The organism is Sphingobacterium sp. UBA5639, assembly GCF_002421245.1.
Lineage (GTDB): Bacteria > Bacteroidota > Bacteroidia > Sphingobacteriales > Sphingobacteriaceae > Sphingobacterium > Sphingobacterium multivorum.
The window spans coordinates 234,710-261,406 of sequence record NZ_DIJR01000031.1 but is presented as its reverse complement, the minus strand read 5'-3'; the positions used below and the strand labels follow the sequence as shown (position 1 = coordinate 261,406).

The window sequence follows — 26,697 nt, the reverse complement described above, 5'->3', positions numbered from 1 at the left end:
TGAAGGGTCGAAGATTTGATCGTCTTAGAAATACGTTTTAAAAAGCATAAAAAATGCCGTCAAACAAAGGAGCTTAACGGCATTTTTTTGATTACATTTCCTTTAAATTTACCTCTTTCTTTTCACCGTCTTTGTCAATGGTGACGTGCTTTTCAACATTGGCTTTGTCGACATAGGATGATCTTGCCGTACCATAATTTGTCGTGGAACCTGTATAACCCCAATAGTTATAATAATTGGTGTAGCCTGATACATAGGAATAGTTGTAAGAATTGGTAAAATCGAAGCTCGCCATAATCACGTATGCACCTGGCATGAGATCTGCAAATTCGAAATGCCCCTCATCATCATACACCTTTGCTTTTTTAATAGCATAGCCAAAATCGGGATCCAATGGAACTTCCTGCACCTTTTTCTGTTTTCGGATCTTTTTATTGACTTCCAGCCATTCTTCGTAATAGGCGGAGTTGGCGAAGAGCGTAATTTCTGTACCTTTTGGGGCATATTGCTTTTTGGCGGTATTCACGAGTCCGCCAAGTTTTTTTCCGGAGCTAGATCGAGCGTAAGCCGTCCCGATAATAACACTGTTACCCTGGGAAATCTGTTGGGCAGCCTGTTCTTTGTTAAATCTATTTTTAATAGGTTGATAGTCCAGTTCTTCGTTTACGGTAATTTCCCATTTGCCGTTTCCCATGGACATTTCCCTTTGCCATAATCGGCGATCTTTCTTATCGATGACATAATTATAGATGGCTCCGGTACTTTCTTCTAAAAGTGTAACCAGCCAACTGTCGTGTTTACCTGTTTTTGGGGAGCCATAGCTGTAGCTTTTTACTTCCTTGATGGCATAGTCTTCGACGAAAATGTCCGAATCACTATTATAATAAAATTGCGGGATGCGCGCTTTATACCCTAGGTCTAAAGGGAGAGTTGAAATCAGGTGATCTGTCCAGTTAAAATCCACAAAAGGTCTAGTTGGCTGTAAGTTGATCTTTTTTTCCTTTTTCGTTTTCTTCGAATAATAATTACCTGTAATTGTTTCTCCAAAGTTGAGGTTTACTTTTGTTTCCTTGCCATCGCTAGAATAGCTGATAGACCGAAGTGTTTTTGCGTCGGCAGTCGTCGTGCGTATCGAAGTCCAGGCATTGTCTTTCGGAACATAGGTATTGGTTAAGGTCAGCTGATTGTTGGCCGCTACAATATCGTAGGTCAGTGATCCTTGTTTGTCCCAATTGTTGTCTTTAACATAATAGACCGTATACAGTGATTTTTCTGGTTTTATATAGTTGGTATTGATATCGCTGCTCCCAGGGGTGACGGTCTTTTGACATAATCCTACGGCTGGAAGTAAACCTACTCCCAATACAAAGGCATATAATTTCATATATGTAAACTATAGTTAATGAAAAAACAAGTTGTTTTCTTGTTCGATTTATTTATCTAAGGTAATAAAAAAGTTTTTTATTTTTTTGCTGGGGATCGCTTCTTCACATAGGCTGATGCTATAGCGGAAATTTAACCTCAGAGCATTTTGGAGCTTGTTTGAATGTTGATGATATACTAGAGCGAAAAGTAAAACGGAGGTATTTCTACCTCCGTCGTTGTGCTCTTTTGAGCACCATTGATGATTAGAAAAAAAATCTTTGTGATGATGGTCAATAATTATCTTCAGCTTCCTTTTCTTTGTCGATGATAGAAGAGCGCATCCGGTAGACATTCATTTCACCCAGATGGGTATAACTTTTCCCGCCGTTTTTAAGGATCATTAGCCGGAAAAATTTGGCCTTATAGTTTTTATCAAAAGCCAAACTTTGCTCTTCAGCTACATTTGATGTGGAAAGATTATCCTTTGATGTAAACACTCTTGTCCACTGCTGGCCGTCTGAACTTATTTCTATTCCCCATTGTTTCGGACGTCCGGCTTCGTCGCTATTGTTTTGTCTGAAGAAGTACTTTATGGCGCCAATCTCTTCTTCTTGGGGAAAATTTAGTTGGATCCAGTGCGGAAGAGGGGCTGTATTTGCAGACCATGCTGTATGCCAATATGTATTCTTATCGCCGTCAAATAAATTCTTTTTGGGTCCCTCGCTGTTTTCCTGCGTGTAGGTTTCTACCATATTATCGGTCACCTGTATTTTAGTTAACTCGTTCGGGAAATAGGTCACTTCCGAAGGCCTAACGATTGGCCGAACACTATTGCTGCTTATGATATCTCCCCCAATGCTTGTTTTCTTGTCTTGATTGAACAATTGGACGTTGAAGACATATTCATATTTGTTGATCAATCCGTCGATCCGCATGGTGTCGGCAAAAGAACTTATATTGATTTTATAGATTTTATCGGGATCTTTTGATCCCACTTTTTTATATGTGATCTGTCCATAAAGATAATTGTTATCTGAAGGAAGTTTCCATTTCAGGAGAGTCCCGCCAATACGTGGTTCAGCTTCAATCGAAACCAGTTGTGGTGGCTTGGTCATTTTTATTTCGTCTTTTTTACACGCTATTGCTAAAAAGAGTAGAGCGAATATTCCGATATTGTATTTCATCTTGTGCAATTCATTAAATTAATTAATAACCGGGATTTTGTACCAATTCCTCGTTTTTATTGATCTCTTCCTGTGGTATAGGCATTAAATAATTACGCTGACTAAAACTACGTGGAAAAACGACCGTTGTTATTTTGAAAAATTCTGTATCGGTAGCTCCTTGTATATTCATTCCTTTCGCCTGTTGGTTGAGGTATTGATCGGCGATCATCCAACGTCTTAAATCCCAGAAGCGATGGCCTTCCAAGTAAAGTTCAATAGTACGTTCTTGTCTGACGATGGAACGTAGTGTTGCCTGATTCGTTGCGCCGCCAATTGGAGCCCATGCGACATCAATTGTTGGGATGCCCGCACGGACCCTAACGCGGTCAATATATTGTTTGGCCGTATTCAGATCCTGACCGTATTCGATCAGCGCCTCCGCGTAGTTCAGGTACAATTCTGCTAGACGTATCACAGGCCATGGATAATTGACGGAGACCTGCAGTCTACTTTGGTTCAATTCGGGCGCAATACCTTTTTTGTTGAGATATCCTGTTGGTGAGTAGTTATTAGACCGTCCTTGGATGCCGCAATTGTCATTTTTCCGAAACTGAACTAGGATTTGATTGGCACTCCCTCTAACCACTTCATAGTAGCTGTTGTGATATGCAATCCAAGCATTGAAGCGCGGTTCTCTGTTTAGATTTAACGATAATGTATTGCCATTGGGTGTACTTGTTACAGCGTATCGTCCATTATAGTCATAATTGGGGTCTTTGTCAATCGGTAAACCATTTTTACTATAAAACGATTCGATCAGAGTGAGGGTCGGGGATACACCGTTATACGACTCACCTTGTGCGCCGCTAAGAAAGGGAGTAGATTTATTTTGAAAATCGTAGAGACCTTCCCGACGTGTTTCCGCCCAAATCACTTCTTTGGTATTGGCTTTGTCAATAAAAGTAAGGCGTAAGTCCTTTTCAATAGGATTAGCTGGTAGTACGGTATTGTAGGTGCTGTTTTTATACAGTGAAGCCCCACTTTGTTCAGCTGCATCAATGGCTTCTTTAGCCGCTAGGGCTGCACGGCGCCATTTTTCTTTGTCGAAGGTAGTACTGATCAATGCTGTGCCATCCAAATTTTTGAAATTGGCATAGAAGCTCTGTTTATCACCTCCACCGCCATTAAAGAGCGGTGATGCTGCATAAAGCAATACCCTAGCCTTTAGCGCTTTGGCAATAACCGAGGAAGCACGACCCCACTCATCCGCAGCACGAAGAGCAGGTAACTGTCCAGCTGTCTCATCCAGCTTTTTGATAATAAAATCAACGCAGGCATCATAAGTCGAACGTTTGGGATACGCTGAAGAAGGGGCATTGACGTCAAACTCTTGGTCTGCAATAACGACTGGACCGTACATCCGGACCAGTAAGAAATGATAAAAGCCGATCAGGAAATTGGCTTCAGCTTTATATTGTGCCGCCTCCTGTGGATCTATCCCAGGGACTTTATCTACATTGCGAATTAAGATATAGCATTGTCTTATTCCTTTGTAAAGGTTATCCCAGTAGGAAATGACAGGACTTGAGGCCGTATATTGCCCACGGGGAAATCGGGCGAAGGTTTCATGTTCAAAAGCAGTCGTTACCTCGTCAGAAGTCATCAAATCAATGGAAGAGGTCCCTACCCGTGAATTCGGAATCCACGCATAGCAGGAGTACAAATAACCTTTGGCTGAATTTGGATCACGAAAGGCATCTGCTTCGGAAGGACGCTCATCTGGGACGATATCCAAGAATTTGCTGCAGGAAGTGGTGGTCAAAAAAGTCGCGCATGCAAATAATGCAAGGTAGCCTATATATTTTCTTTTCATCTGATAAATCATTTTAAAATTCTACTGATAGTTTTAATCTCGAAGTTGTTCTAATTGAAACGAAGTTGGACTCCGAGATTGAATACTTGCTGTGTCGGATATCCCAAACCATTGCCTCCACCTTGTTCAGGGTCCCAAAGTTTGAACTTAGAGAAGGTCAATAGATTATAACCACTTAGAAAAATGCGTGCAAATTTGTGTGAATATCCAATCTCAGCACTTCTGAGTTTTAGGAATACCCCATTTCTCAGCCAATAAGAAGAAGCTTCGGTATTGTTGAGATTGTCCAATTTGCTCAGCCGTGGGTAAGCAGCAAATATGTTAGGGTTTTCAGGACTCCAGCGGTCCTCGGCAATAAACTGCAATACATTGCGCACACCTTGATTTCCAAATGGATGAAAACCACTGATCATAAAAGAAGTTCTATCAACTCCCTGTAATAAAAAGGAAAAATCAAACTTTTTGTAATTGATAGAAGTGCTCAAACCATAGACGATTTCAGGTGTTGTTGGATAACCCATGCGAACTCTATCATCGCTATTGATCAGATTTAGACCATCGATATCATTGGTTAGATCTTTATATTTGATGTCTCCAGGAGCTACAAAACCGCCTAGCTGTTGTAATGGACTGTTGTCTATTTCGGCCTGATCAATAAATAACCGTTCGGCAAGATAGCCTAGGTTTGTGCCAATGGAATACCCGATTTGAGATAGGTTGCGGTATTTGGTAAAGGCAGGTTCATTATTTTTCAGAACGGTATTATGTGCATAAGTAAAGGTTCCACGCATCGATATTCCCCAATCTTTTTCGCTTTTGTTCCATTCTAGGGAGAAATCAAATCCCCTATTTCTTACCTCACCAACATTGCCATACACTTTCGTTCCTGCAGTACCAAATACGTTAGGGATTGTTGCCGAACGGTCAACGAAGATATTGGTTCTATCTTCCTGGTATAGGTCGAACACAATATTAAACTTATTGTTAAGAATACCCAGGTCCACACCAATATTTTTCTTCTCTGCAACTTCCCATGAAATCAATGGGTTTGCAAATTGTAGGTATGTAGGGCCTGTATAAGTTGTATTCTGATCGATACCGGTTGTAAACGATGCTCCATCCAATTTGAGGTCTGAAAGATAAGGGAAACGTCCGCCGCCAATCTGATCATTACCAACTTTACCCCAGCTACCTCTAATTTTTAAATTACTGACAGCAGGAAATAAATCGGTAAAAAACTTTTCATTACTGAGTACATAGCCCAAACCAACGGAAGGGAAGAAACCAAAGCGACTCCCAGTGGCAAAGTTTTCGGAACCATTGTAGCCAAAGTTGACTTCGGCAAGATATTTATTGGCGAAACCATATGTTGCACGTCCTGTAATACCCTGGCGTCTACGCGGTAGCGAACTGATTAGATCTGCCGGATTATTGACATTGAAATCGGTGGTATTGTAAAGAAATAATCCCGATACGGTGTGATTGCCAAATGTTCTGTTGTATTCAATGGAAGGCTGAAAATAGATTTCCCGATCCCCACTAGTGCCCGTTTCGGTTCCTAAGGAAAGATTCTGTGGCTGCCCCACCATGACTAGATCATAGGTATATCCACCTGCAGGATCGGGTGCATAACTGTTAATCATGTATTGATTGTAACCACTGGTTCTTTTTGTTGTCGTGTTGCTCCAGTTTTTAAAGGAAACCAAGGCTTTAAATTCTAGCCCTTTGGTAATGAAATCAAGTTTTTGAGCACCGTCAATGGTAGTCAATAGGGTACTCTGGAAACCATTTTGATAGCCATTGACCATGCGGGCAAAGGGATTGACAAATCCATTGTTGACCGTACCACCAGCTTTTCCTCCGTATTGAACGTCTCTTCTGTCAATACCGGTAAATGGAAACATAATAGGGAAGTCCACGGGATTAGCATTCATGATGTCGCCAAACACGCTTGGAGCATCCACACCAGCCCCATAGTAATCACGAAGTTGTGCATTGAGCTTTAACGCTATTTTGGTAGTTGAAGTAAGGTTGACATTGATATTGTTCTGAAAGCTATAACGTTTGACAGAGACATTATTGTCAAAAGAGTTGAGGTCAAATTTGCGCAATAAACCGTTGCTAATGTTGCCGGTTGCACTGAGAAAATAACCTATTTTGCTGCCACCACCTTGCACATTTAGATTGAGCTCGTTGTTGATGGTATGGGACTTAAACATTTCATTATACCAGTCAACGTTAGGATATACATAGGGATCCAAGCCTAATCTTGTGCCGTTTATTTTATCTTGGGAATATAAAATTTCACCTGTACCGCGACCTGTAACTGCCTCATTGAACATCTCCATATAACTTACACCATCAACAAATTTTGGGATGGAAGTAGGTCTTGAGATTTGTGATTGTGCACGCGCTGAAATACGAGGTTTATTGAGGTCTTTACCTGTTTTGGTGGTGATAATTAGCACGCCGTTTGCTCCCCTAGTACCAAACACAGCGGTGGCAGTAGCATCTTTAAGGACGGAGAAGCTTTCGATAACTTCTGGTGCCAATGCGTCCAAGTCGCCTTTAGAGATTGCTACACCATCCAATAAGATCAGGGGATTGGTAGCTCCGCTAAATGTCGATACACCGCGAATGAAAAAGCTAGCCCCATCTGCACCAGGTTCGCCCGAACGTTGTACCGCGATTACACCCGAAAGTCTGCCGCCCAATGCATTGGAAAGGTTGGCAGTGGGTATGCGTAAGGTTTCCGGTTTTACAGATTCCAATGCGCCCACAACACTGGTTTTTTTCTGTGTTCCGTAACCGACAACAACAACTTCACTTAAGCTCTGATCGGGAGTTAGCTGCACATCAATACGACGTTTGTCGGCAATGGCAATTTCCTGATTGGCATAACCGACATAGGAGAATATTAGTGTTGAATTTGTGGGAACCACAAGAATGTATCTTCCGTTGCCATCTGTTGTTGTCCCGATTGACGGGCTATCTTTAACTTTGACACTAACACCATAAAGATTGTTTCCGTCATTTTTCACCGTGCCCACGATCTCAACCTTACCGTTTTTTTGAACGACGGGGGCGAGGGGCGTTTTTTTTTCTCGGTCCGAAATCACAATAATGCCATTGTCAATTGTAAAGACCAAAGGCTGATGTTCCAATAACTTTTCAAGGGCCTGTTTCAGTGGCTTATTCTGGATATCTATATTTTGAATAGGCCTTACTTTGTCGAGTTGGCTGGTCTTAATGATAAAATCGACGTTTGTCTGTTTTCTGATCTCTTGAAATGCTTCGGACAATGTAATCTGCTTGTGTTTAAGGGTAACATTTTGAGCAGAGGACACATGTGTGAAAAAGATAAATGCTGTTAAGAGGATCACAACTTTTGTAGATGTGTTGCATAATGATCCGATGTATCGCATAGCTTTAATAAAAAAGACAATACAATACTTACTACATAAATAATAATGCATATATTTATAAATTGGTTAACTGGTTTGATGTTGAAATGAATTCTTGTTTTCCAAGTAAAAAATTAGTCGAGAGTGCTGGCAGGCATTTTCGGCTATTTTTTTTGGAAGAAATGTTTAGGCTGGGCTGGTTTCTTTCATAATCTGTGGTTATTAATGTGTGTTATAGTTTATTGCGATATGTACAGTTTATTGTTTCGTATACTATACTTGATGGAACCGGAAAGCTGAAGTGCTCTTAGTACATCGTTTAATCGTTTTTTTCTAGAAATTTGAGCGAAGTAGGTTTCCTGTGAAATAGGACCTTCAAAAATTACTTCAATGTTATACCAGCGCGAAATTTTACGCATGATTTCCTTTAAGTTATTATTCGAAAAATTGAAATCACCATTTTTCCAATCTAATACTTGATCCAGGTTTACTGATCTTACTGCGATATTTTGATCTGTTAAAGTAGATTGTTGGCCTGGTTTTAGTAAGGTTGTATTCTTTTTGGAACTCACTCTTACGGATCCTTCTGCAAGGGATGTCTGTGTGGAAGATTCGTCATCGTAGGCATTGATATTGAATTTAGTCCCTAAAACTTCGACCTTTTGAAGTGAAGTTTCGACAATAAATGGTTTTTGTTTATTTTTTGAGACTTCAAAGTAGGCTTCACCCGTTAGTTCTACCCGGCGTTCAGAGGCTGAAAATGCGTTTGGATATTTGAGGCTGGAATTTGAGTTTAACCAAACTTTTGTGCCATCAGAAAGGGTTATCTGAAATTGTCCGCCCTTTGGTACATTCAAAAGATTCATGGCGACGCGTACATCGGTATTTCCCTCAACCGTATAATTAATTCCGCCATTTTCTGTTTTTTCAATTGTTGTGCCGAGCTCTTCAGTTAATTTTCCATTAGCAACATCCTCCAGTACGATCGTTTTACCGGAAGAAAGCACAAGTGTTGCTTTATCGCGACCAGGTTCGATGATAGTAGCTGTATGATCATTGTATGTGCTGCGGTTAAGAAATAAATAAGAGATAGAGATAACCAGTATTATAGCAGCTGCAGCACCTGTAATCTTATACCATGTAGGGCTTTTGATTTTTTGTGGTTCGACGTCAAGATCAATTTTACTAAAAACACGGTCTAAAATCATCTTGTCTATAAGTTCTTCTTTATCTTGAAATTCAAGTTGGTTCTCGATCATCTGTTCAAGCGCCTGCTTGTTATTCGTATCCTGAAAATATTGAAATAGCTCCGCCGTCTCTTCTCTTGAAGCGCGGTTATTGAGATATCTTTCAAATAATAATTTTATATGTTTTGAATCTTTCACTGATTGGCTATTTATAGATAATACGGAAAATAGGAGCCTGTCCTCTGCTCTAATTTTAAAAAAAAAGTAAAAAAATTAAAAGGCTTTAAAATGGGCTGTTTGAATACTGATGGAGGTGATCTGTTTGTCTATAAAAACAGGGAGTGTTTTATTTTTGATTTAACACGGCACTGATAAGAGCAATTAACAGGGACGGTGTAATTTCCTTGCTCAAACAGAAACTCTGAATCTGTTTTGTGGCCTTCACGATATGATCACTGATCGTAGAAGTGGAGATACCTAAGGAGCTACTGACCTCCTCATAGCTTTTCCCTTCAATTTTGCATAAGGTATAAATGAGTTTGCGTTTTGGAGATAAGTTTTCAATAGCTTGATTGACAATTTTTTTAGATTCTTTGTATGCATATTCCTCTTCAATGTGGGAATAGTCTGATGTTGAAATGGAAATAATCAATTCTTTTAGATTTCGATTTTTGATCTCCTTGTGAAAGAAATCATACACGAGGTGTTTAGCAATAGTGAACAGATAAGACTGAAAGGACTTTTCAGGGTCTATGCCACCGCGCCTCTCCCATAATTTCTGAAATACATCCTGAAGAATTTCTTCTGCACAGGTAGGTACTTTGACTAAGTTCAGTATATGACGGTAAAGTCTAGGGCTATAGCGGTAGTAGAGCACCTCAAATGCCTTATGATTGCTTGACTTAAGAGCGTGCAGTAACGCCAACTCATCATTTTTACATGCCTCCATAATTTAAACTTGTATTTATAACCAAATTCCTCCTGATCGGAATTTAATAATTGGATATCGTACCGTATAGCAGTAGTCTTATCTTAATGATAGCAGATAAATACTACAAGTATACTGTTGGTACTCTTCTACAATGTTACCGATTTGTTATTTGGTTTTTATACAATTTTTTTACGCAAACGATTGCTTTAAAAATAAATCATGGTGGAATTTGTCGTTTTTTTTACTACGATCCAATCCATATACATTTTGGAAAATGGTGATTTTTGTTTTTAACTTGATTTTAGATGGATATCACTATCCATAAGAAGAGTTGCTGGATTAGATTCTGAATAATCTAAACAACATGTTGGTTATAGGTGTGTAGTCGAGAGAAGTGGATATATCACAATAAGAGGAATTGTATTCCTCTTATTGCATTTCGAAAAATTCCGTTCGCTATTTTTTATTCACTGTATTTACTTCCACTTCGGGTTTCACTTTTAGGGAAATCCGTATAGGCTTTTCCTCCTTAACTTGAATGTCTTTTTGATCTTGATTTGAACTGACATTGGCATTGGCAGAAAGATTGATCCGCTTTGGTTGACGCGGTTGAATATCTTCGACCCATACTTCCTCAATTTTAGGGGCTACTTGCACTTCTTCGGCTATCGGTGAAACTCTTTTTGATGGTGTAGACTCTTTTCGAGGCTCCGCAAATTTGATTCGCTCCACATGTACCTCATCGATTATTTTTGGGGAATTTTGAGGTGGGGCAGGTTTTTTCCGAGGTTCCGGGAAACGTACATTACCTTCCTGTTGAGAAGAAGACCTCTGCTGGGATTTTATTGGTGGAGCCATCTCTTTTGTTGGTGATTTAGGAATTCTTCCACTAGTTTTAGGAGCCTCCGATTGCCGTGATGCAGGCGGTGTTATTGCAGTGTTGGCTGTCGCGGCTTTTTTTGGCGTAGTCGGCGTTGTTTTCTGTGCCTCCACATGTGTTGAAAACAACGTGGATATCGCTACTGTCAGTAACAAAGTAAGCCCAGGCATTAACAAGAGTTTACTTCGGGTTGTTCTTTTTTGTAACATAATTAATCGTTTTTTTGTTGTTAAGAAATTAAAATTACTGGCCGGTAATGTGTTTATATCAGGGGTGGACATGCTCCACTCGATAATTAAATGTTGGTATCTTAACTTTTCATGAATCTTGACTACTGCATCATCTGCAAGGTATTCATGTGTTTGTCGGATCGATTTTTGAATGAGATAAATAAAGGGATTGAACCAAAAAAATATAGCCAAGAGCTGTATAAAAAGTACATCCATTGAATGGCGTTGATTGGCATGGGCCCGTTCGTGCGTTAGAATTGACTGATCAATATCGCCCTGTTGATAGGCCTCTTTGGGAACATAAATTTTTTGAAAAAAAGAAAAAGGTGTTTTTAAACCACGTATGCAATAAATAGACTGTTCATGAGTCGGTGTGGCACTTCGGATATAATACAGGAATTTGCGGTACAACCAAATCTGTTTCAAGAGTAATGCAATGGCGACAATTACATAAACTAGCAGAGCGAGGTTGTACCAATCGACATAATCATTATTGAAGAGTGCTGAATCCGTTGCGGGCTGTGTAATAATCGGTCCGACCGGGATTGCATCGCTGTCTCTGTCATTCAATAAGCTGAAAACATCATATGGGACAGCGATTTGGATCATTGGAATGATGACAGATAAAGGGATAATCCCAAGTAAATAACAGCGGTTGAATAGCAACGACTTCTGGTTGCGTAGTACTGACCAATAAATGAGATACAGTAAACCCGAACAGGCTATCAGTTTTCCAATATATAGCATCATGTCTCTTTATTTTTAATTTCGGAATCAATTATATTTTTCAGTTCCTCCAATTGCTCTTTGCTCAGCTGAGATTGTTTAGTGAAAAAAGAAGCAAATTTTAATGCTGAATTGTCGAAGTAGGTTTCTACAATATCATTTACATGTGCTAAGTAATAGTTGTCTTTATCGATTAGTGGATAATACTCCCTCGAATTTCCATAAAGCACATAAGATATCGCCCCCTTTTCAGTCATTCTCTTCAATAATGTAGCAACAGTTGTTGGCGCCGGTTTAGGTTCAGAATACGCTTCCATAAGATCTTTCATAAAAGCTTTTTTCATGTCCCAAATGTAGCCCATCAATTGTTCTTCCGTAGCTGATAATTTATTCATACTACAAATATAGAATATATTCTACATTGTGTAGAATTAAAAAGTGTTAAATAATTTATATTAATTTATTTTGTTGATTTATAGCTGTTTAAATTATTTGTTTTAAGGGTGAGGATGATTTTGCCGTACAATTAGTTGTCAATTCGCATATACAAACGGTAAGTATATACAAATATGAGGGCGAATATGTGCTTGTATTTTTTCAGCTAAAGAATCTGTGGTAGCCTATAGCAGTAGTTTGATACTTAGTTTAGACGGTTAGAAAAGCATTCAAAGTATAAATAAAACAAAATGGAATGTATCGTTATTATATATGGCGTTGGCCCTGTGGTGGGCGACAGTTTTAAAAAAAACTTAGGATAAATAATGGCAAAACTTTTTTTAGTACGGCATGGACAATCGCAATGGAATTTGGAAAATCGCTTTACGGGTTGGCAAGATATTGATATTACCGAATTGGGACAACAGGAAGCTCGGCAGGCGGGAAAGGCTTTGGCAAATGAACGAATTGATATAGCTTATACTTCAGCGCTTATGAGAGCACAGCATACATTAAAGATTATTTTACATGAAATGGGCAATCCTTCCGTCCCCATTGTTATAAATGCTGCTTTGAATGAACGTGGTTACGGACAACTTGAGGGCTTGAATAAGGCTGAAACGGCCAAAAAATATGGTGCCGGACAAGTGCATATCTGGCGTAGGTCTTTTGATGTTCCGCCACCAGGAGGGGAAAGTCTTAAAGATACATACGAACGTGTTATTCCATATTATGAACATTTTATAGCACCTAAACTGAAAGAAGGCAAAAATGTACTTGTTGTTGCGCATGGCAATAGCCTTAGGGCACTGATTATGTTTTTGGAACATCTTTCTCCGGAACAAATATTGGAACGGGAGATTGCTACCGGACAACCGATCGAATATCAGGTTGAGGGATAGTATTATACTGATTTCTAGGCTAATCTAATCATTCATGAAATGGTGAAATTGCAGTTGTGAAACAAAAAATCCTGCCATACGAACGATGAGCAGGATTTTTGTTATTTGTATCCGCGTTATACTATTTCAAAACGAATTTAAATCCTAAAGAAAAACGCGATGGTTCGAAATTAGAACCATGAGAAAGATTCCACCAAGGTTTCCAGTCGAAATGCATGGCTAATGGTGCCGAAGGTATTTTGAACTCTAGACCCAAGGCTGGACGGATCGCAAAGTCAGTATGTGTTTTCCCATCTTTCCAGTGGTAGTCGTCATACCAGTCGTCGTGCCATTTACCATAATCAATAAATGAAACTTGTGGACCAACACCAATGTACCATGAAAGACCTCGAGATCCAGGAATACGTTTATTGTATGAATAATCCACACCGATAACAGTAATATTGTCTCCAAATAATACTTGTGCATTTCCGGCGTCATTTCCGCCAAAATTGTGTTTTATCTGTGGACCGAATAGCGTTTGACCATCGCCGACGTCTATTCCAAGACCAATGGCTGTCCGATAGGGAGTTTGTGCGTTTGCTTGCTGATGAGCAGCAAATAGTAGCGTAAAAAGTGTTAGAAAAGGTAGAATTACTTTTTTCATGATAATTTAAAAAAATATTAGTTGTGCGTTTTCGATTAGAAAACTTTCGCTGTTCAAACAAATAGTTTGCCAAAGATTTTTTTAATGTTTTGATAAACAATAAATGATCTGTAACTGCTTCTTTTTTAATGTCTTTTTTTGTGCATAATCTAAAAATAAAGCCAACCGTTTTTGCTAGCGTGTGTTCTAATCACAGAAAGTCTGTTTTTTTAAGGTATAATTAGTGCGCTGGACTATTTTTTATCGATGAACTATTATTAGATGTTATAAGACAGCATGTAAGATGCTACAAAATACGGAAAATGGAGAAACTACAAATCAATACCGAAAAGATTGAAGAATGGATTGCAGCGGGATATGATGTTCTTCAGGATGGAAAATTAATTAAAGTTGAAGGTAATCTACAGGAATTTCTACAACAGTTTGCTGATGATACAGCAGATGGAGGACCAAAAATATATTTGTTGAAGGAGCTGCTTACCTGGCCAGAGGAAGATTTAAAAAAAATAGAAATGGGTTATGGAACAGATGAAAATACCTGAAGATAAAATTGTACCACTGGATTTTGATTCAGAAGAATTACCTTTTGAAATTCGTGAGCTACGTCCTGTTGTTTTTAAAGAAGAAACATCGTATTGGTGTTTACTGGGGCCCGATCCGCATCAAGGCATTTTCGGAAACGGTGAAACGGCTTTAGATGCATTAGCCGACTGGCTAGAAAATCTGCAGGTACGTTTAAAAACCGGAGACGAAAATGATGAAGTAGCGAATTACGCTCGGGAAAGCCTTAAGGCATCAAATCGTGATGTGTGGTAATATTTTGTATTTATAGCAGAATCTTCCAATATACATTGGAAAGAGTCGGTTAGTTGAATATAGTAGGATAATTTCTCAGTCTAATCGGACTCTTACAGCGTACATTAGCTAAATTAACAGTTGGGTTAATTTAATTACCATCTTATGCTCTCGAAACCTAAAAACGAGAGATATGTTGATGAAAAGAAGACTGAACCTTTAAAAATTGACAGTAAAGACAGTTTTATAGCGAATTATCTGAATAAGATCGCATACTTCTTTTATTTAAAAATCAATTTATCTATGTTTGGAGTAACATGTTAAGTCTGTATGTGGCTGACTTTTAACAGTGTTGGTTTTGCATCATAATATATTTTAGATGAACAAAAAGGAACAGGTCAAAGAAAGAATTGGACAGGCGGCCATGGAATGTTTCGAGCGTTATGGATTGGAAAAAACAACCTTGGAAGACATTGCTAAAACTGTGGGATTGAACAAAACGTCTCTTTATTATTATTACAAGAACAAAGAGGATATTTTTATTGAAGTAGCCATACGAGAGGGACAATCTTTTATCGATACATTACAAAAAAGTACATTGAAAAAGAAGGGCGTGGAGAATCAGATTTCTTTTTATTTAGAATCGAGATTGAACTATTATACCAATGTGCTCAATATGAACAGGGTGTCTGTCGAATCACTTGATAAGATTTTACCTCGTTTTTTTGAACTATATGATGCCATGATGGTGCAAGAGAAAGCTTTTCTTACGAAGCTTCTTACGCAAGCCATTGCACATGAAAAATTGGATCTAACAGATCCTGAAAATATAGCTTCTGTACTTATAAATTTTGCTAATGCATTAAAACATAGTACAGAACAACAGGCAATACTGAAGCGGCAGGTCGAAATTGACTATGCACAAAGTCTTCGGGATACCAAATTTCTAGTCGGCCTAATTTTTAGGGGACTTAGAATCTAATTCTCGATTGTCCATTTAGGAGAATCATGGTGGGTAAGGTGAAGCATTGAAGCGATAATAATACGCTAACCAATATAAACATGAAAAAAATTGCCTTATTAATCCAGATTCTCTGTATCTGTGTGCCATTTAGCTTGTCTGCACAACAGATCATCAATGGGCAGGTCAGTAATAGCTCGACATCCGAGCCGGCCTATGCCGTTTCGATCCACGTAAAAGACGGAAAGGAAGGTACTTTTACAGATGATCGAGGGCGTTTTCAGCTGAAAACAAACAAACCACTACCCATTACGCTCTATATTTCCGCTATTGGATATGAATCGAAAGAAGTTTTGGTGAATAACCTGTCATCGCCTTTGCGTATTTCGTTGAATTTGTCCCCCATTTTGGGGCAGGAGGTTGTTGTTTCTGCAAGTAGAACCGTACAGAGTAAACTATCCGCTCCAGTAACAATTGAGCAAATGAGCAGCAAAGACATTCGTAATGCTGCACAATTAAATTACATGGATATGCTTCAAGGTTTGAGGGGAGTCGATGTTACCGTATCCAGTATTGGTTTTACCAGTGTTACAACGCGGGGATTTAATACCAGTGGGAATACCAACTTTACGCAGATCGTAGACGGGATGGATAATCAGGCGCCCGGTCTGAATTTTCCGCTCGGGTCAGTCATCGGGCTAACCCAGCTTGATGTCGATAATATAGAGGTGCTGTCTGGAGCATCTTCGGCCCTGTATGGTTCAAGAGGATTGAATGGTACGATGGTGGCCACAGGCAAAAATCCGTTTAAATATCAAGGATTAAGTGTACTGTTAACTCAAGGTGTAAACCATATTAATCCTAAAAAAAACAATGATCCGGTGCCTACGTCACCTAACTATGATTGGGCTATCCGCTACGCAAAACAAATGGGGAATAAAATTGCTTTCAAGCTCAATGGCCAGTATACACAGGCAAAAGATTGGGTAGCCAACGATGAAACCAACAAAAATGGTCCGGGGACAGCGCTGACAGATCCAAACTATAATGGAGTTAACCTGTATGGTGGAGCGACTTCGACCGATATCAATCCCTTTTTGGAAGGTGCACTGCAGGGAAATCCGGAATTGGCACCCTTAATCGAACCGTTACTGAAAAATCCGAATTATGTTGCCCGGACTGGATATCCTGAATATGGCTATCTCGATAATAGAGCCAAGCTCTTTAAAATCAATGGTGAATTCCGTTACAAGGTTTCCACAAATATTGAAGCCGTAGCTTCAGCCACTTTTGGTACAGGTAATATTGTGTATACCAACGATACGCGTTATCAGCTGAAAGGATTTAAAGTTGGGCAATATCGATTGGAACTTCGTGGAGATAAATGGTTTTTCAGAACGTACACAACCCAGGAAAATTCAGGGAGAACACTGGTTGCAGGGCCGACAGCACAATATATCAATGAATCTTGGAAAACAAGTTACGATGGAGGAACAGGTGGCTGGTATCCTGAATATACTGCTGGTCTCTTAAATGCACTTGCTTCGGGTACTTCACTCACAGACGCTCACTTAGCAGCGCGCACGCTAGCCGACCAAGGACGTGCCGAACTCGGAACACCACTGTTCAATAGACTGAAAGACAGTATCAGCAATACACCAATATCGCAGGGCGGAACGCTGTTCTTGGACCGCAGCAAATTATACAATGCCGAAGCACAATATAATTTTTCAGATCTCGTGAAATTTATGCAGGTGATTGCAGGTGTCAATTGGCGTTTGTACAATCTAAATTCAAAAAATACATTATTCCCAGATAAGGATAAGCCAATTCATGTAAAAGAGTACAGTGCATACCTGCAACTCGCCAAAAAAGTATTGGACGATCGCTTGAATATTGCTACCTCATTCCGTTACGATAAAAATACGTTGTTTGCTCAACCAAAATTAACTTCACGGGCATCACTGGTGTTTGATCTGTTTCATCAGAATTATTTACGCCTTTCTTATCAGAATGCGTATAGTTTCCCCTCCAATATACAAGCTTTACAAAATACCTTAAATGGTTATAATAGCTATTCCTCCGGTGGTTCATCGCTGCTGTTGATCGATAATTATCAGTTTGACCGCTATCCTCCTTATACCTTGGAAAGCGTGCAGAAGTTTCAGCAATCGAACGATCCAACCGTACTTCAGAAATTTAAATTTGATGATATTAAACCGCAGTCGGTTAATGCTTTCGAACTGGGTTATGCAGCTATGTTGGGTAAGCGGGTGATGATCGATGTGTTAGGCTATTTTTCAACTTGGAAGAATTTTATTGGCTATGCCAATGTTGCTAATACTCGTGGAAGCAATGATTACAATGCGTTTAAAGATCATGCAACCTATGTGCAGTATAATATCGCCTTTAATGGCGGAGAGACCGTAAATACCTATGGATACGCCGCTAGTCTTAGTTTGGATCTAGGTCGGAATTTTGTAACCAAGGCCAATTATTATTCTGACTACCTAAAAAATAAAAACAATAGTCAAATTAACAACTTCAATACACCACACTATCACTTTAATTTTGAATTCGCGAATAGTGGCTTTGGAAAAAAACAAGTTTGGTCGTTTAGTACTTCCTTACGCTATAAACCGGGCTACTATTATGTCGTGTCTGGGGGGCTTGCCGCAGGCCAAGTGCCAAGCTCGGCGGTGATCGATGCACAAGTGAGCTATAAGTTTGTTAAGGCTCGTTCCGGAATTCGCATTGGCGGAACCAATATCACAAACAAATACTATTCTACAGGTATTGCTAATCCACGTATAGGTGCAGTATATTATGTCACTTATGCTTATAATATTTTCTAATCAAAATTAAATAAATCAGACCATGAAAAGATATCTAAAACAATTGATCGGTATTGCGGTCACAGCTCTCTTGATGTACAGTTGTGCCGACCAATCGAAAGACAGTTACAAAGTCCTAACGTTTACTCCTGGACAGGAAGAGGCTATTGAGGAAGCTTTCCTCTCCATTAAAGATAGCACCAACATCGTGCTAAAAGCCGGGAAATACTCCTTCGATAATTTGAGTATCGCACAAGTAAATCATATTAAAATTGAAGGTGAGGGCTATGATAAGACAATTATTGATTTTTCCGGTCAGACACAGGGGGGAGAGGGAATACGGGTTACCGATGTGAAAGGTTTAACGATTGGAAATATGACCATTCGTGATTCAAAAGGAGATCTGTTGAAGATAAACAATAGTCAAGACGTTGTCATTTCAAACCTTCATAGTATATGGAGCTCGGCCGATTCTACGAGTGGTGGATATGGGATTTATCCTGTGCTCTGTAAGAATGTGCTTGTCGAGAATTGTTATGCCGAAGGGGCTTCAGATGCCGGTATTTATGTGGGACAGACAAAAGGTGTTATTCTGCGTAAATGCAAGGCAACGAAAAATGTGGCTGGATGTGAAATTGAAAATACAACAGATGCTGAAGTTTATGATAATGAATTCTATGGAAATACAGCCGGATTTCTGATTTTTGATCTGCCTGAACTTTCACAGCGGGGTGGAAGAGTAAAGGCGTATCACAATAAAATCTATGCTAATAATTTTAAAAATTTTGCCAAAGGTGGGAGCTTCGGAACTTTCTGGGGGGTAGGGAATGCATCACCGGGAAGTGGTATCATTATTCTCTCGACATCAAATATCGAAATTTACGATAACGTTATCGAACAAAACAATACCTCTGCGATTACGATCGCTTCAGGCTTTGCAGTCGATGAAAAAGCTGGAGAACGAATCAATGCAAATTACTCTCCAATACCCACACATGTTAAAATTTATAGAAACACCATTAAGATGGGGGATAAATTCCCGCAAGCAGCATATGAGCATCGTATCGGTCAATTGATTATTGCTACCGAAGCCCAGTTAAATAGCGTTGAGCCGGATCGAAAAAATAAGCGAATTCCAGCCATATTGTATGATGGTATCACCAGTAATGTGATCACGAATGGTCGCACTCAAAACCCAGATTCCATCTGTATCAATCAGCCGGGTGAGAATATGTTTGTAGCCGCAGATTTTAGTCACGCAGGTCAACCAGCGAAGTGGAAACCCTCAAGTAATGTACAACCTTTTCAATGCAATTAACCGTGAAACCAACAAAATTTGCCCTCGTCTGTACCGGAATATTGAGCGTGATCCTGCTAGTGCTGCAACAGAGCTGTCGGCAGGGACAAAAGAAATCATCAGACCATGGGGTTGTTTCTTTTGAATTTAAAGAACGACTTTCCGAATACGGCTTTTTTACTGGAAAACTAAATCAATTAATCGCAAGAGCCGATATCTTGGGCTACGATCTGAGTACACCTCTATTTTCTGATTATGCCGTTAAAGACCGCTTTATTGTATTGCCAAAAGGGGGGAAAATGGGCTATACAGAACATGGTCCGTTAGATTTTCCCGACTCAACAATTATTATAAAGAATTTCTCCTACATCAATGAACAAAAGCAAAAAGTATTGATAGAGACGCGCTTACTGGTGAAGGATCCAGCTGATCATGCCTGGAAAGTGATGAATTATCTGTGGAATGATGCGCAGACTGATGCGATGAAACACATTCGTGGTGCTAAACTACCGATTACATTGATCGATCATGCTGGCAACAAGCATACGACAAACTACATGGTACCCAATACCAACGATTGCAAACGCTGCCATAACAATAGCTCCAAGCTGATGCCCATAGGTCCAAAAGCCCGAAACCTCAATTTTGTGCGATTAGGCGATTCGATTAATCAACTCGCCAAATGGGTTTCTCTTGGTCGGATGGTCAATATGCCCAATCTAAAGAGTGTACCGCAATTGCCCATATGGACTGATGAAAACAAATTCAGTTTGGAACAACGGGCAAGAGCCTATTTAGATGTGAACTGTGCGCATTGCCACACCAAAGGGGGAGACGCTTATAATACAGGGCTTTTCCTGGATTATGATGTGAAAATTCCTTCACACCTTGGTATTGGTAAAGCTCCTGTTTCAGCTGGAGGTGGAGCAGGTGGCTTGGATTTTGATGTGGTTCCAGGAGATGCCAAGCATTCAATTCTGCTTTATCGGATGAATAGTGTGGAACCGGGTACAGCTATGCCGGAGTTGGCCAGAAGTATAATACATCAAGAAGGTGTGGATCTGATTCGTCAATGGATCGATAATATGCCGTCAAAAAAATAATAATATTGATCTTCAATTGGTATGAACAAAGAGACATCAACCGATCAGATCGGTTTAATATTTGAACAGCAGCAGCTTTTTAAATATGAATTACGGTCTAGCAGTGCAGAGGAACGGATAAAGAAACTCTACAAGCTAAGGGCGCTTATTGAAAGTCATGAGGATTTAATCTATGCGGCGCTCGAAAAAGATTTACGGAAGTCACGAAGTGAAGCCGCCATAAGCGAAGTATTGTTTATTTACGGTGAAATAGCATTTGCAATACGACATTTACGAAAATGGATGAAGCCTAGAAAGGTTGGTCGCTCAATGACCAATTTTCTTGCTAAAAGCACAATTACCTACCAGCCTAAGGGTACAGCGCTTATTATATCGCCTTGGAACTACCCATTTCAGCTCACCATGAGCCCCTTGATTTCAGCTATTGCAGCGGGTAATTGTGTGATTTTAAAGCCCTCAGAACATAGCCCATTCACATCGGCAGTTATTGGGGAGATCTTGACCAAAGGATTTGACCAACGGGAATTAGCCTGTATTGAAGGTGAACAGCATGTTTCCGAAGCACTATTAGCGCTTCCTTTTGATCATATTTTCTTCACCGGGAGTCCGGCGGTAGGCAAACTGGTTATGCAGGCTGCCTCCCGCAATCTCAGTTCCGTGACCCTGGAACTTGGTGGAAAATCTCCCGTTATACTAGATGAGACTGCAGATTTGGAAATGACTGCCCACAAAGTTGCTTGGGGAAAATTGATCAATGCGGGGCAGACCTGCATTGCGCCAGATTATATTCTTTTGCCTAAAGATAAGCAGGATGAGTTTGTAAACTATTATCTAAAGGCGGTTAAAAGTATGTTTTTTACCGGTGATGGGCAGCTGGATCGAACAGTTTACGCGAAGATCATTAATCAAAGGCACGCTAGTCGTCTTGTTTCATTAATCACAAATGCAATAGCATGTGGGGCAAAACTGCGCGAAGGCGGACAATTAGCCGATGATCTGACATTAAGCCCAGCATTGTTGATCGATGTGAGGGCCGACAACAGCATTATGCAGGAAGAAATATTTGGCCCCATACTTCCCATAATAACCTATGAAGACCAAGAAGAGGCTCTAGCACTGATTAATCGTGCTGAAAAGCCTTTGGCTTTGTATATATTTAGCAATAACAAGTCCAATATTCAATATATCCTCCAACAGGTGTCCTCTGGAGGTGCTTGTGTGAATGACGTTTTGATTCATGTTTCCAACCCTCATTTGCCTTTTGGTGGTGTCAATGGCAGTGGCTTGGGCAGCTGTCATGGGCAGTTTGGCTTTAAGGCATTTTCACATGAAAGAGCTGTCATGTTTCAGTCTAAATTTTCAGTTTCTACGTTGATTTATCCACCCTATGCTAAAAAGAACAAGGTTTTTAAATTATTGAAGAAATGGATTTAGTCACTTGAAACGGTGTTTTAATAAAGACAGCTACCCTGCCCGTTAGAGCCAGCTATCCGGGAAGGATTTAGTTGCGATTGTAGCTTGTCACTCGATTGACCCGCAATAGGAGTTCTTCCGGGCTAAACGGCTTCACCATAAAATCTGAAGCGCCAAGATCAAAAGCTTCAATGACGACTTCTTCTTGTCCCATGTTGGACAGTACAATGACGGGGATTTTTTTCTCGAGCTTTTTTATGGAAGAAAGGACTTCTATTCCTGAAGCAAACGGCATCATAATGTCGGTAATGATCAAATCGAGATCCATTGTATTGAGCTTTTCAATTGCATCTTTTCCATTGGTGGTAGTGATAACCTCATGACCTGCCTTGATCAGTTTGTATTGAACTGTCCGTAATATCAACTCATTATCTTCTGCAATTAAGATGACCATCTTATTTTTATTATTAATATACTACTATGGAGGCCATAACAAGTTTAGATCCTATTCCATATCCTGACGATAGGTACAGAATATTTTACAATATATGTTTAGTTTTCAGCTTCTGTTTGTGTTTTACATGGTCTGAAAACATAGGTAGCAAAGAAGGACTTCAATAGCAAGAAGCTGTCCTGGCATTATTGGAAAATGATCGCAAAATTGCTTTCGGCTAATATGAAACTCAATGTCCCCAAGTGAATTTCTGCGCAAATATAGGATTGTAATAGAAATATTCAATAAAAGAAAAGCAGTAGAAGGTAAATTTTATGCTAATCTGTTGTTGATGAGTTTTGTATCCTTCTTTTTTTGCAAAAAGTAAAGGCTGAAAATTAAAGATTGTAACATGATGTTACGGATAAGGGAGACGATAGCTGACAGATGTTTTAATCCCTGTATACCAGAATTATTCATTATATTTAATCAACCTAGTTCATTCGATATGTCATATAATATTCCCGAGAATCTGAAAGGTCTTTCCGCAACTGAGGTGCATGCCTCCCGAGCTAAATATGGTTGGAATCAATTGAGCGATAGCCACAAGAATACATGGTTTGAACTGCTTGTGGATATTTTGAAGGAGCCTATGCTGATTCTATTGATTATCATCTCGATGATTTATGTTTTTGTGGGGAATTACGGAGAGGCCGTATTTATGTTTGTCGCTATTGTTGCCGTTACGGCAATTTCCTTTTATCAGGACAATCGTAGCAAAAAAGCCCTGGAGGAACTTGAAAAGCTGAATGAACCATTAAGCACTGTGATTCGAAATGGGAAGGTTAGTGAAATTCCTACACATGAGATTGTTGTGGGCGATCTCTGTATTACAGAGGAAGGTCGAATTATAAACGCCGATGGTCGTATTTTACATAGTAACGATTTTTCTGTCAATGAATCTTCGCTGACAGGGGAAAGTTTTTCGGTCTTTAAGGACAGTAAGTCCGAGGATAATCTGGTCTACAGTGGGACAGTTACGGTCTCGGGCCTGGCCGTGTTTGAAGTTACTGAAATCGGTAAAGAGACACGTGTTGGGAAAATCGGTGAATCGATAAAGAATATCAAAGAAGAAATTTCGCCATTGCAGGTGCAAATCCAAAAGTTTGTAAAAGCAATGGCCATTGTCGGTATACTCATTTTTTTATTCGTATGTATATACAGTTTTATTGATAGTGGTAATTTGGTGGCGAGCTTGCTCAATGGACTTACGTTGGCGATGTCTGTGTTGCCAGAAGAGATTCCTGTTGCATTTACGACTTTTATGGCGCTTGGCGCATGGAAGCTCATGCGTGAGGGGATTATCATCAAAAGAAGCAGTATTGTTGAGACTTTGGGCAGTACGACGGTGATTTGTACCGATAAGACCGGGACTATTACAGAGAATTCCATGCAATTGAAATACCTCTATAATTATGCTACGGATTCATCTTATGATCAGGAAAGGTTTGATGAATCCGATTTAAGAGAGCTTATCGATTATGCGATGTGGAGCAGTGAGCCTGTGCCCTTCGACCCCATGGAAATTACGTTACATAAAATATATAAAAAAACGCAAAAGCGGGACCTCAGAAAGGAATATGTACTATTTCATGAATATCCTTTAGAGGGTAAACCGCCGATGATGACCCATCTTTTCGAAAATACAGGAAAAGATCGGATTATTGCTGCCAAAGGGGCGCCGGAGGCTATACTTAGCGTATCCAAGCTGTCCGATAAGGAGAAAAATAAAATTAGGGCTATTGTTAAATCCTATGGAGCGCAGGGTTTTCGCTTATTAGGTGTGGGGAAAGCGACATTCGAAGGCAATAATTTCCCTGCGAATCAACAGGAATTTGAGTTCCAATTTTTAGGGTTGACGGTATTTTATGATCCGCCCAAAAAGGGTATTCAGGACGTGTTTCAAGATATTTATGATGCGGGGATTAAAGTCAATGTGATTACCGGCGACAATGCCGATACGACTCAAGCAATAGCAGCTCAGGCCGGAATTCGTATTTTGTCTGCGCCGGTCAATGGCAGTGAAATCGTAAACAAGTCCGAAGCTGAAATTATGGCGATAGCAGAGCAAACAACGCTATTTACCAGAATGTTTCCGGATGCTAAACTGGCCATTGTAAATGCCCTGAAAAAGAAAGGCGAGGTCGTGGCGATGCTTGGCGATGGGGTGAACGATGGCCCAGCATTAAAAGCAGCCCATATCGGCGTGGCAATGGGCAATAAAGGTACTGAAATTGCAAAATCAGCCGCGGCATTGATTATCACAAACGACGATTTACAAAAGTTAATCATCGGTATAGCCGCCGGAAGAAGGATTTACGGAAACATCAAGAAGGCGGTTCAATACATTATTTCTATTCATATCCCCATTATTTTGACCGTATCACTCCCTTTGTTTTTAGGCTGGGTATTTCCACAGATTTTTAGCCCTGTGCATGTGATTTTCCTCGAATTGGTCATGGGACCTACTTGCTCGATCGTATATGAAAATGAACCTATTGAAAAGGATACCATGAAGCGGCCTCCTAGAGCTATGAGCGACACTTTTTTGAGTATAAATGAGCTTGGAATCAGCATTGTTCAAGGCCTGATAATCACCATAGGAATTCTTTTTGTTTATCAATTTGCTGTTCAGCAGGGGGGAACCGAGGAAAAAACAAGGGCTATGGTTTTTGCTACTTTAATCTTTGCCAATATTTTACTGAGTTATGCCAATCGATCTTTCCATTATAGTATCCTGGAGAGTTTTAAAAACCGAAACTTGCTGCTCGTTGGGATTTCGATCGCTGTGCTTCTATTTTTAGCGGTGATATTATATGTTGCTCCGGTTGCCCAATTTTTTGCTGTAACAGCCCTAAGTGGATATGAATTGGGAATAGCGCTGTCCGTGGCTGCGGTATCCGTGTTATGGTTTGAGGTTTATAAATTGATCCGGAGAATTTCAGTTTAAAGTAAAACTGATAAATCTTAATATAAGATTAGGATTTGAAATTTACACTAACAGTGATTAGCTGAAAGGCAGCCTAAGCTCATGATGCGATGTAGTGTCAAGTGCGATATTTGATGGCGAAATGATTTCTGTAGTGATTTGAGGTGGAGAAATGATGTTATCAGTCTTACTGAATAAATTTCGAAGTAATTCCTCTTTTCTTAATGTAGAAATTCAGCGCTCGCCCTGCTTCCGTAGGTCGATCTGTACTTAATATGTCTGCGCCGCGATCAATAAACCCAGCATAAACTTGAAAGCCTTTTTTGTCGGCCTGTTTGTCCAAGTTCCCCAGTGTACCCAATATGCACATGATGCCATGGTCATGTAGTATTTTGGTTAATGCTGGATCTGCTTCACGTGTTCCGACGAAAGCTAACAAGCGATTGTCGGGTATATCTTTTTCATTTAGACGAGCAAGGTCCTCAATGTTATTGACCGAAGCCGAAATCATGATGTCGCTCGCCAGACTGTGCACTTTGGCCGCTTGGTTGGCACTATACGTAATGATGACTACGCTGGATTCTGCCCTTTGTTTGCGAATAGCGTTGATAACGGCTTCATAAGGGACATCATTTTTAATGTCTAAGGTGAAGATTACCTTTCCTTTTCCCCAAGCAAGTGCTTCTTCCAGCGTAGGGATCCTATAGGGCGTTATCTTTTTGTTATTGTCCAATAGACGAAGACTTTTGAGCTCAGCCAATGTGCTGGCGTTCACAGTCCCTCTACCTGTGGTTGTTCGGTTTAGCGTATTATCATGCATTAATATTAATGCCGAGTCTTTACTGATACGAACATCACATTCAACAAGGACTGGCTGCAAGCTCGCATTATAGGAAAAAGTTTCGATTGCATTCTCCGGGTATCCGGATGCGGGGCCCCCACGATGCAAACTGACTAATGGATAACGATTATCATCATAGGTCAAAAACTGATATAATTCCTCCACATTTTGGAGCTGTATACGTTTACCCACCGGCAAGCCATCCGTATTGGCTCCATTACGAAAGCAACTGCTTACGATAAAGCAGATCAATAAAAGGAAGTAGTGGGGGGTACGTATATTCATT

General features: G+C 39.9%; 20 protein-coding genes. 9 read left to right on the top strand and 11 right to left on the bottom strand.

Annotated features, from left to right (window positions below; genetic code table 11):
* Nucleotides 1–91: 91 nt before the first annotated feature.
* The 8 genes from B4Z90_RS20630 to B4Z90_RS20595 form a co-directional block, all read right to left on the bottom strand.
* Nucleotides 92–1,384: a hypothetical protein gene (locus B4Z90_RS20630; RefSeq protein ID WP_070564682.1), complete on the bottom strand. Its 1,293-nt coding sequence runs from the start codon at nt 1,382–1,384 to the stop codon at nt 92–94.
* Between the two features lie 271 nt (nt 1,385–1,655).
* A complete protein-coding gene (locus B4Z90_RS20625; protein WP_201639702.1) occupies nt 1,656–2,549 on the bottom strand; it encodes a discoidin domain-containing protein in 894 nt (297 codons plus the stop codon).
* Nucleotides 2,550–2,571: 22 nt separating this feature from the next.
* A complete protein-coding gene (locus B4Z90_RS20620) occupies nt 2,572–4,404 on the bottom strand; it encodes a RagB/SusD family nutrient uptake outer membrane protein (RefSeq protein ID WP_236586122.1) in 1,833 nt (610 codons plus the stop codon).
* Between the two features lie 50 nt (nt 4,405–4,454).
* Complete coding sequence (locus tag B4Z90_RS20615; RefSeq protein ID WP_286803212.1) at nt 4,455–7,829, bottom strand: TonB-dependent receptor; 3,375 nt, start codon at nt 7,827–7,829, stop codon at nt 4,455–4,457.
* Nucleotides 7,830–8,047: 218 nt separating this feature from the next.
* A complete protein-coding gene (locus B4Z90_RS20610) occupies nt 8,048–9,193 on the bottom strand; it encodes a FecR family protein (protein WP_201639699.1) in 1,146 nt (381 codons plus the stop codon).
* A 148-nt stretch (nt 9,194–9,341) separates the two neighbouring features.
* On the bottom strand, nt 9,342–9,944 hold the full coding sequence (locus tag B4Z90_RS20605; RefSeq protein ID WP_201639698.1) for an RNA polymerase sigma factor: 603 nt from the start codon (nt 9,942–9,944) through the stop codon (nt 9,342–9,344).
* 438 nt (nt 9,945–10,382) lie between these two features.
* Nucleotides 10,383–11,786: a M56 family metallopeptidase gene (locus tag B4Z90_RS20600; RefSeq protein ID WP_112373711.1), complete on the bottom strand. Its 1,404-nt coding sequence runs from the start codon at nt 11,784–11,786 to the stop codon at nt 10,383–10,385.
* Nucleotides 11,783–12,157, bottom strand: coding sequence for a BlaI/MecI/CopY family transcriptional regulator (locus B4Z90_RS20595; RefSeq protein WP_112373710.1), 375 nt, complete (start codon nt 12,155–12,157; stop codon nt 11,783–11,785). The genes B4Z90_RS20600 and B4Z90_RS20595 overlap by 4 nt, the downstream gene beginning before the upstream one ends.
* Nucleotides 12,158–12,523: 366 nt before the next feature.
* Here B4Z90_RS20595 and B4Z90_RS20590 point away from each other — a divergent pair, with 366 nt between their 5' ends.
* Nucleotides 12,524–13,099 (top strand): 2,3-bisphosphoglycerate-dependent phosphoglycerate mutase, encoded by a 576-nt coding sequence (locus B4Z90_RS20590; RefSeq protein ID WP_201639696.1) that lies wholly within the window; start codon nt 12,524–12,526, stop codon nt 13,097–13,099.
* Nucleotides 13,100–13,220: 121 nt separating this feature from the next.
* On the opposite strand, the gene B4Z90_RS20585 is transcribed toward B4Z90_RS20590, so the two are convergent.
* Nucleotides 13,221–13,745, bottom strand: a complete 525-nt coding sequence (locus B4Z90_RS20585; protein WP_046671657.1) for a hypothetical protein — start codon at nt 13,743–13,745, stop codon at nt 13,221–13,223.
* 302 nt (nt 13,746–14,047) lie between these two features.
* On the opposite strand from B4Z90_RS20585, the gene B4Z90_RS20580 reads away from it, so the two are divergent.
* From B4Z90_RS20580 to B4Z90_RS20550, 7 genes are all read left to right on the top strand, one after another.
* Complete coding sequence (locus B4Z90_RS20580) at nt 14,048–14,287, top strand: hypothetical protein (RefSeq protein WP_201639695.1); 240 nt, start codon at nt 14,048–14,050, stop codon at nt 14,285–14,287.
* Nucleotides 14,265–14,561, top strand: a complete 297-nt coding sequence (locus tag B4Z90_RS20575) for a hypothetical protein (protein WP_112373707.1) — start codon at nt 14,265–14,267, stop codon at nt 14,559–14,561. Before B4Z90_RS20580 ends, B4Z90_RS20575 begins: the two co-directional genes overlap by 23 nt.
* Nucleotides 14,562–14,919: 358 nt before the next feature.
* Nucleotides 14,920–15,522 carry a TetR/AcrR family transcriptional regulator gene (locus B4Z90_RS20570; RefSeq protein WP_046673894.1) on the top strand — a complete coding sequence of 201 codons (603 nt, stop codon included), beginning with the start codon at nt 14,920–14,922 and terminating at the stop codon, nt 15,520–15,522.
* Nucleotides 15,523–15,602: 80 nt separating this feature from the next.
* On the top strand, nt 15,603–18,356 hold the full coding sequence (locus B4Z90_RS20565; RefSeq protein WP_201639694.1) for a TonB-dependent receptor: 2,754 nt from the start codon (nt 15,603–15,605) through the stop codon (nt 18,354–18,356).
* 22 nt (nt 18,357–18,378) lie between these two features.
* Nucleotides 18,379–19,653 carry a parallel beta-helix domain-containing protein gene (locus B4Z90_RS20560; protein WP_286803210.1) on the top strand — a complete coding sequence of 425 codons (1,275 nt, stop codon included), beginning with the start codon at nt 18,379–18,381 and terminating at the stop codon, nt 19,651–19,653.
* Between the two features lie 2 nt (nt 19,654–19,655).
* The gene (locus B4Z90_RS20555; RefSeq protein ID WP_286752395.1) at nt 19,656–20,735 is read left to right on the top strand and encodes an SO2930 family diheme c-type cytochrome; all 1,080 of its coding nucleotides are present in this window, start codon (nt 19,656–19,658) and stop codon (nt 20,733–20,735) included.
* Between the two features lie 21 nt (nt 20,736–20,756).
* Complete coding sequence (locus B4Z90_RS20550) at nt 20,757–22,169, top strand: aldehyde dehydrogenase family protein (protein ID WP_286803209.1); 1,413 nt, start codon at nt 20,757–20,759, stop codon at nt 22,167–22,169.
* A gap of 67 nt (nt 22,170–22,236) precedes the next feature.
* On the opposite strand, the gene B4Z90_RS20545 is transcribed toward B4Z90_RS20550, so the two are convergent.
* Entirely contained in the window at nt 22,237–22,602 is a 366-nt protein-coding gene (locus B4Z90_RS20545; protein WP_286752397.1) for a response regulator transcription factor, read from the bottom strand.
* 487 nt (nt 22,603–23,089) lie between these two features.
* On the opposite strand from B4Z90_RS20545, the gene B4Z90_RS20540 reads away from it, so the two are divergent.
* The gene (locus tag B4Z90_RS20540) at nt 23,090–25,591 is read left to right on the top strand and encodes a cation-translocating P-type ATPase (RefSeq protein ID WP_286803207.1); all 2,502 of its coding nucleotides are present in this window, start codon (nt 23,090–23,092) and stop codon (nt 25,589–25,591) included.
* Between the two features lie 166 nt (nt 25,592–25,757).
* Here B4Z90_RS20540 and B4Z90_RS20535 read toward each other — a convergent pair whose 3' ends face one another.
* Complete coding sequence (locus B4Z90_RS20535) at nt 25,758–26,696, bottom strand: glycerophosphodiester phosphodiesterase family protein (protein WP_115049646.1); 939 nt, start codon at nt 26,694–26,696, stop codon at nt 25,758–25,760.
* Between the last annotated feature and the right edge of the window lies 1 nt (nt 26,697).

Bases quoted from the DNA above. Each gene is read 5' to 3' on its own strand.
- B4Z90_RS20620 (WP_236586122.1), bottom strand. From the start codon at position 4,404: ATGAAAAGAAAATATATAGGCTACCTTGCATTATTTGCATGCGCGACT.
- B4Z90_RS20575 (WP_112373707.1), top strand. From the start codon at position 14,265: ATGGAACAGATGAAAATACCTGAAGATAAAATTGTACCACTGGATTTT.
- B4Z90_RS20585 (WP_046671657.1), bottom strand. From the start codon at position 13,745: ATGAAAAAAGTAATTCTACCTTTTCTAACACTTTTTACGCTACTATTT.
- B4Z90_RS20595 (WP_112373710.1), bottom strand. From the start codon at position 12,157: ATGAATAAATTATCAGCTACGGAAGAACAATTGATGGGCTACATTTGG.
- B4Z90_RS20540 (WP_286803207.1), top strand. From the start codon at position 23,090: ATGTCATATAATATTCCCGAGAATCTGAAAGGTCTTTCCGCAACTGAG.
- B4Z90_RS20600 (WP_112373711.1), bottom strand. From the start codon at position 11,786: ATGATGCTATATATTGGAAAACTGATAGCCTGTTCGGGTTTACTGTAT.
- B4Z90_RS20625 (WP_201639702.1), bottom strand. From the start codon at position 2,549: ATGAAATACAATATCGGAATATTCGCTCTACTCTTTTTAGCAATAGCG.
- B4Z90_RS20630 (WP_070564682.1), bottom strand. From the start codon at position 1,384: ATGAAATTATATGCCTTTGTATTGGGAGTAGGTTTACTTCCAGCCGTA.
- B4Z90_RS20615 (WP_286803212.1), bottom strand. From the start codon at position 7,829: ATGCGATACATCGGATCATTATGCAACACATCTACAAAAGTTGTGATC.
- B4Z90_RS20535 (WP_115049646.1), bottom strand. From the start codon at position 26,696: ATGAATATACGTACCCCCCACTACTTCCTTTTATTGATCTGCTTTATC.
- B4Z90_RS20565 (WP_201639694.1), top strand. From the start codon at position 15,603: ATGAAAAAAATTGCCTTATTAATCCAGATTCTCTGTATCTGTGTGCCA.
- B4Z90_RS20545 (WP_286752397.1), bottom strand. From the start codon at position 22,602: ATGGTCATCTTAATTGCAGAAGATAATGAGTTGATATTACGGACAGTT.
- B4Z90_RS20580 (WP_201639695.1), top strand. From the start codon at position 14,048: ATGGAGAAACTACAAATCAATACCGAAAAGATTGAAGAATGGATTGCA.
- B4Z90_RS20605 (WP_201639698.1), bottom strand. From the start codon at position 9,944: ATGGAGGCATGTAAAAATGATGAGTTGGCGTTACTGCACGCTCTTAAG.
- B4Z90_RS20560 (WP_286803210.1), top strand. From the start codon at position 18,379: ATGAAAAGATATCTAAAACAATTGATCGGTATTGCGGTCACAGCTCTC.
- B4Z90_RS20570 (WP_046673894.1), top strand. From the start codon at position 14,920: ATGAACAAAAAGGAACAGGTCAAAGAAAGAATTGGACAGGCGGCCATG.
- B4Z90_RS20590 (WP_201639696.1), top strand. From the start codon at position 12,524: ATGGCAAAACTTTTTTTAGTACGGCATGGACAATCGCAATGGAATTTG.
- B4Z90_RS20550 (WP_286803209.1), top strand. From the start codon at position 20,757: ATGAACAAAGAGACATCAACCGATCAGATCGGTTTAATATTTGAACAG.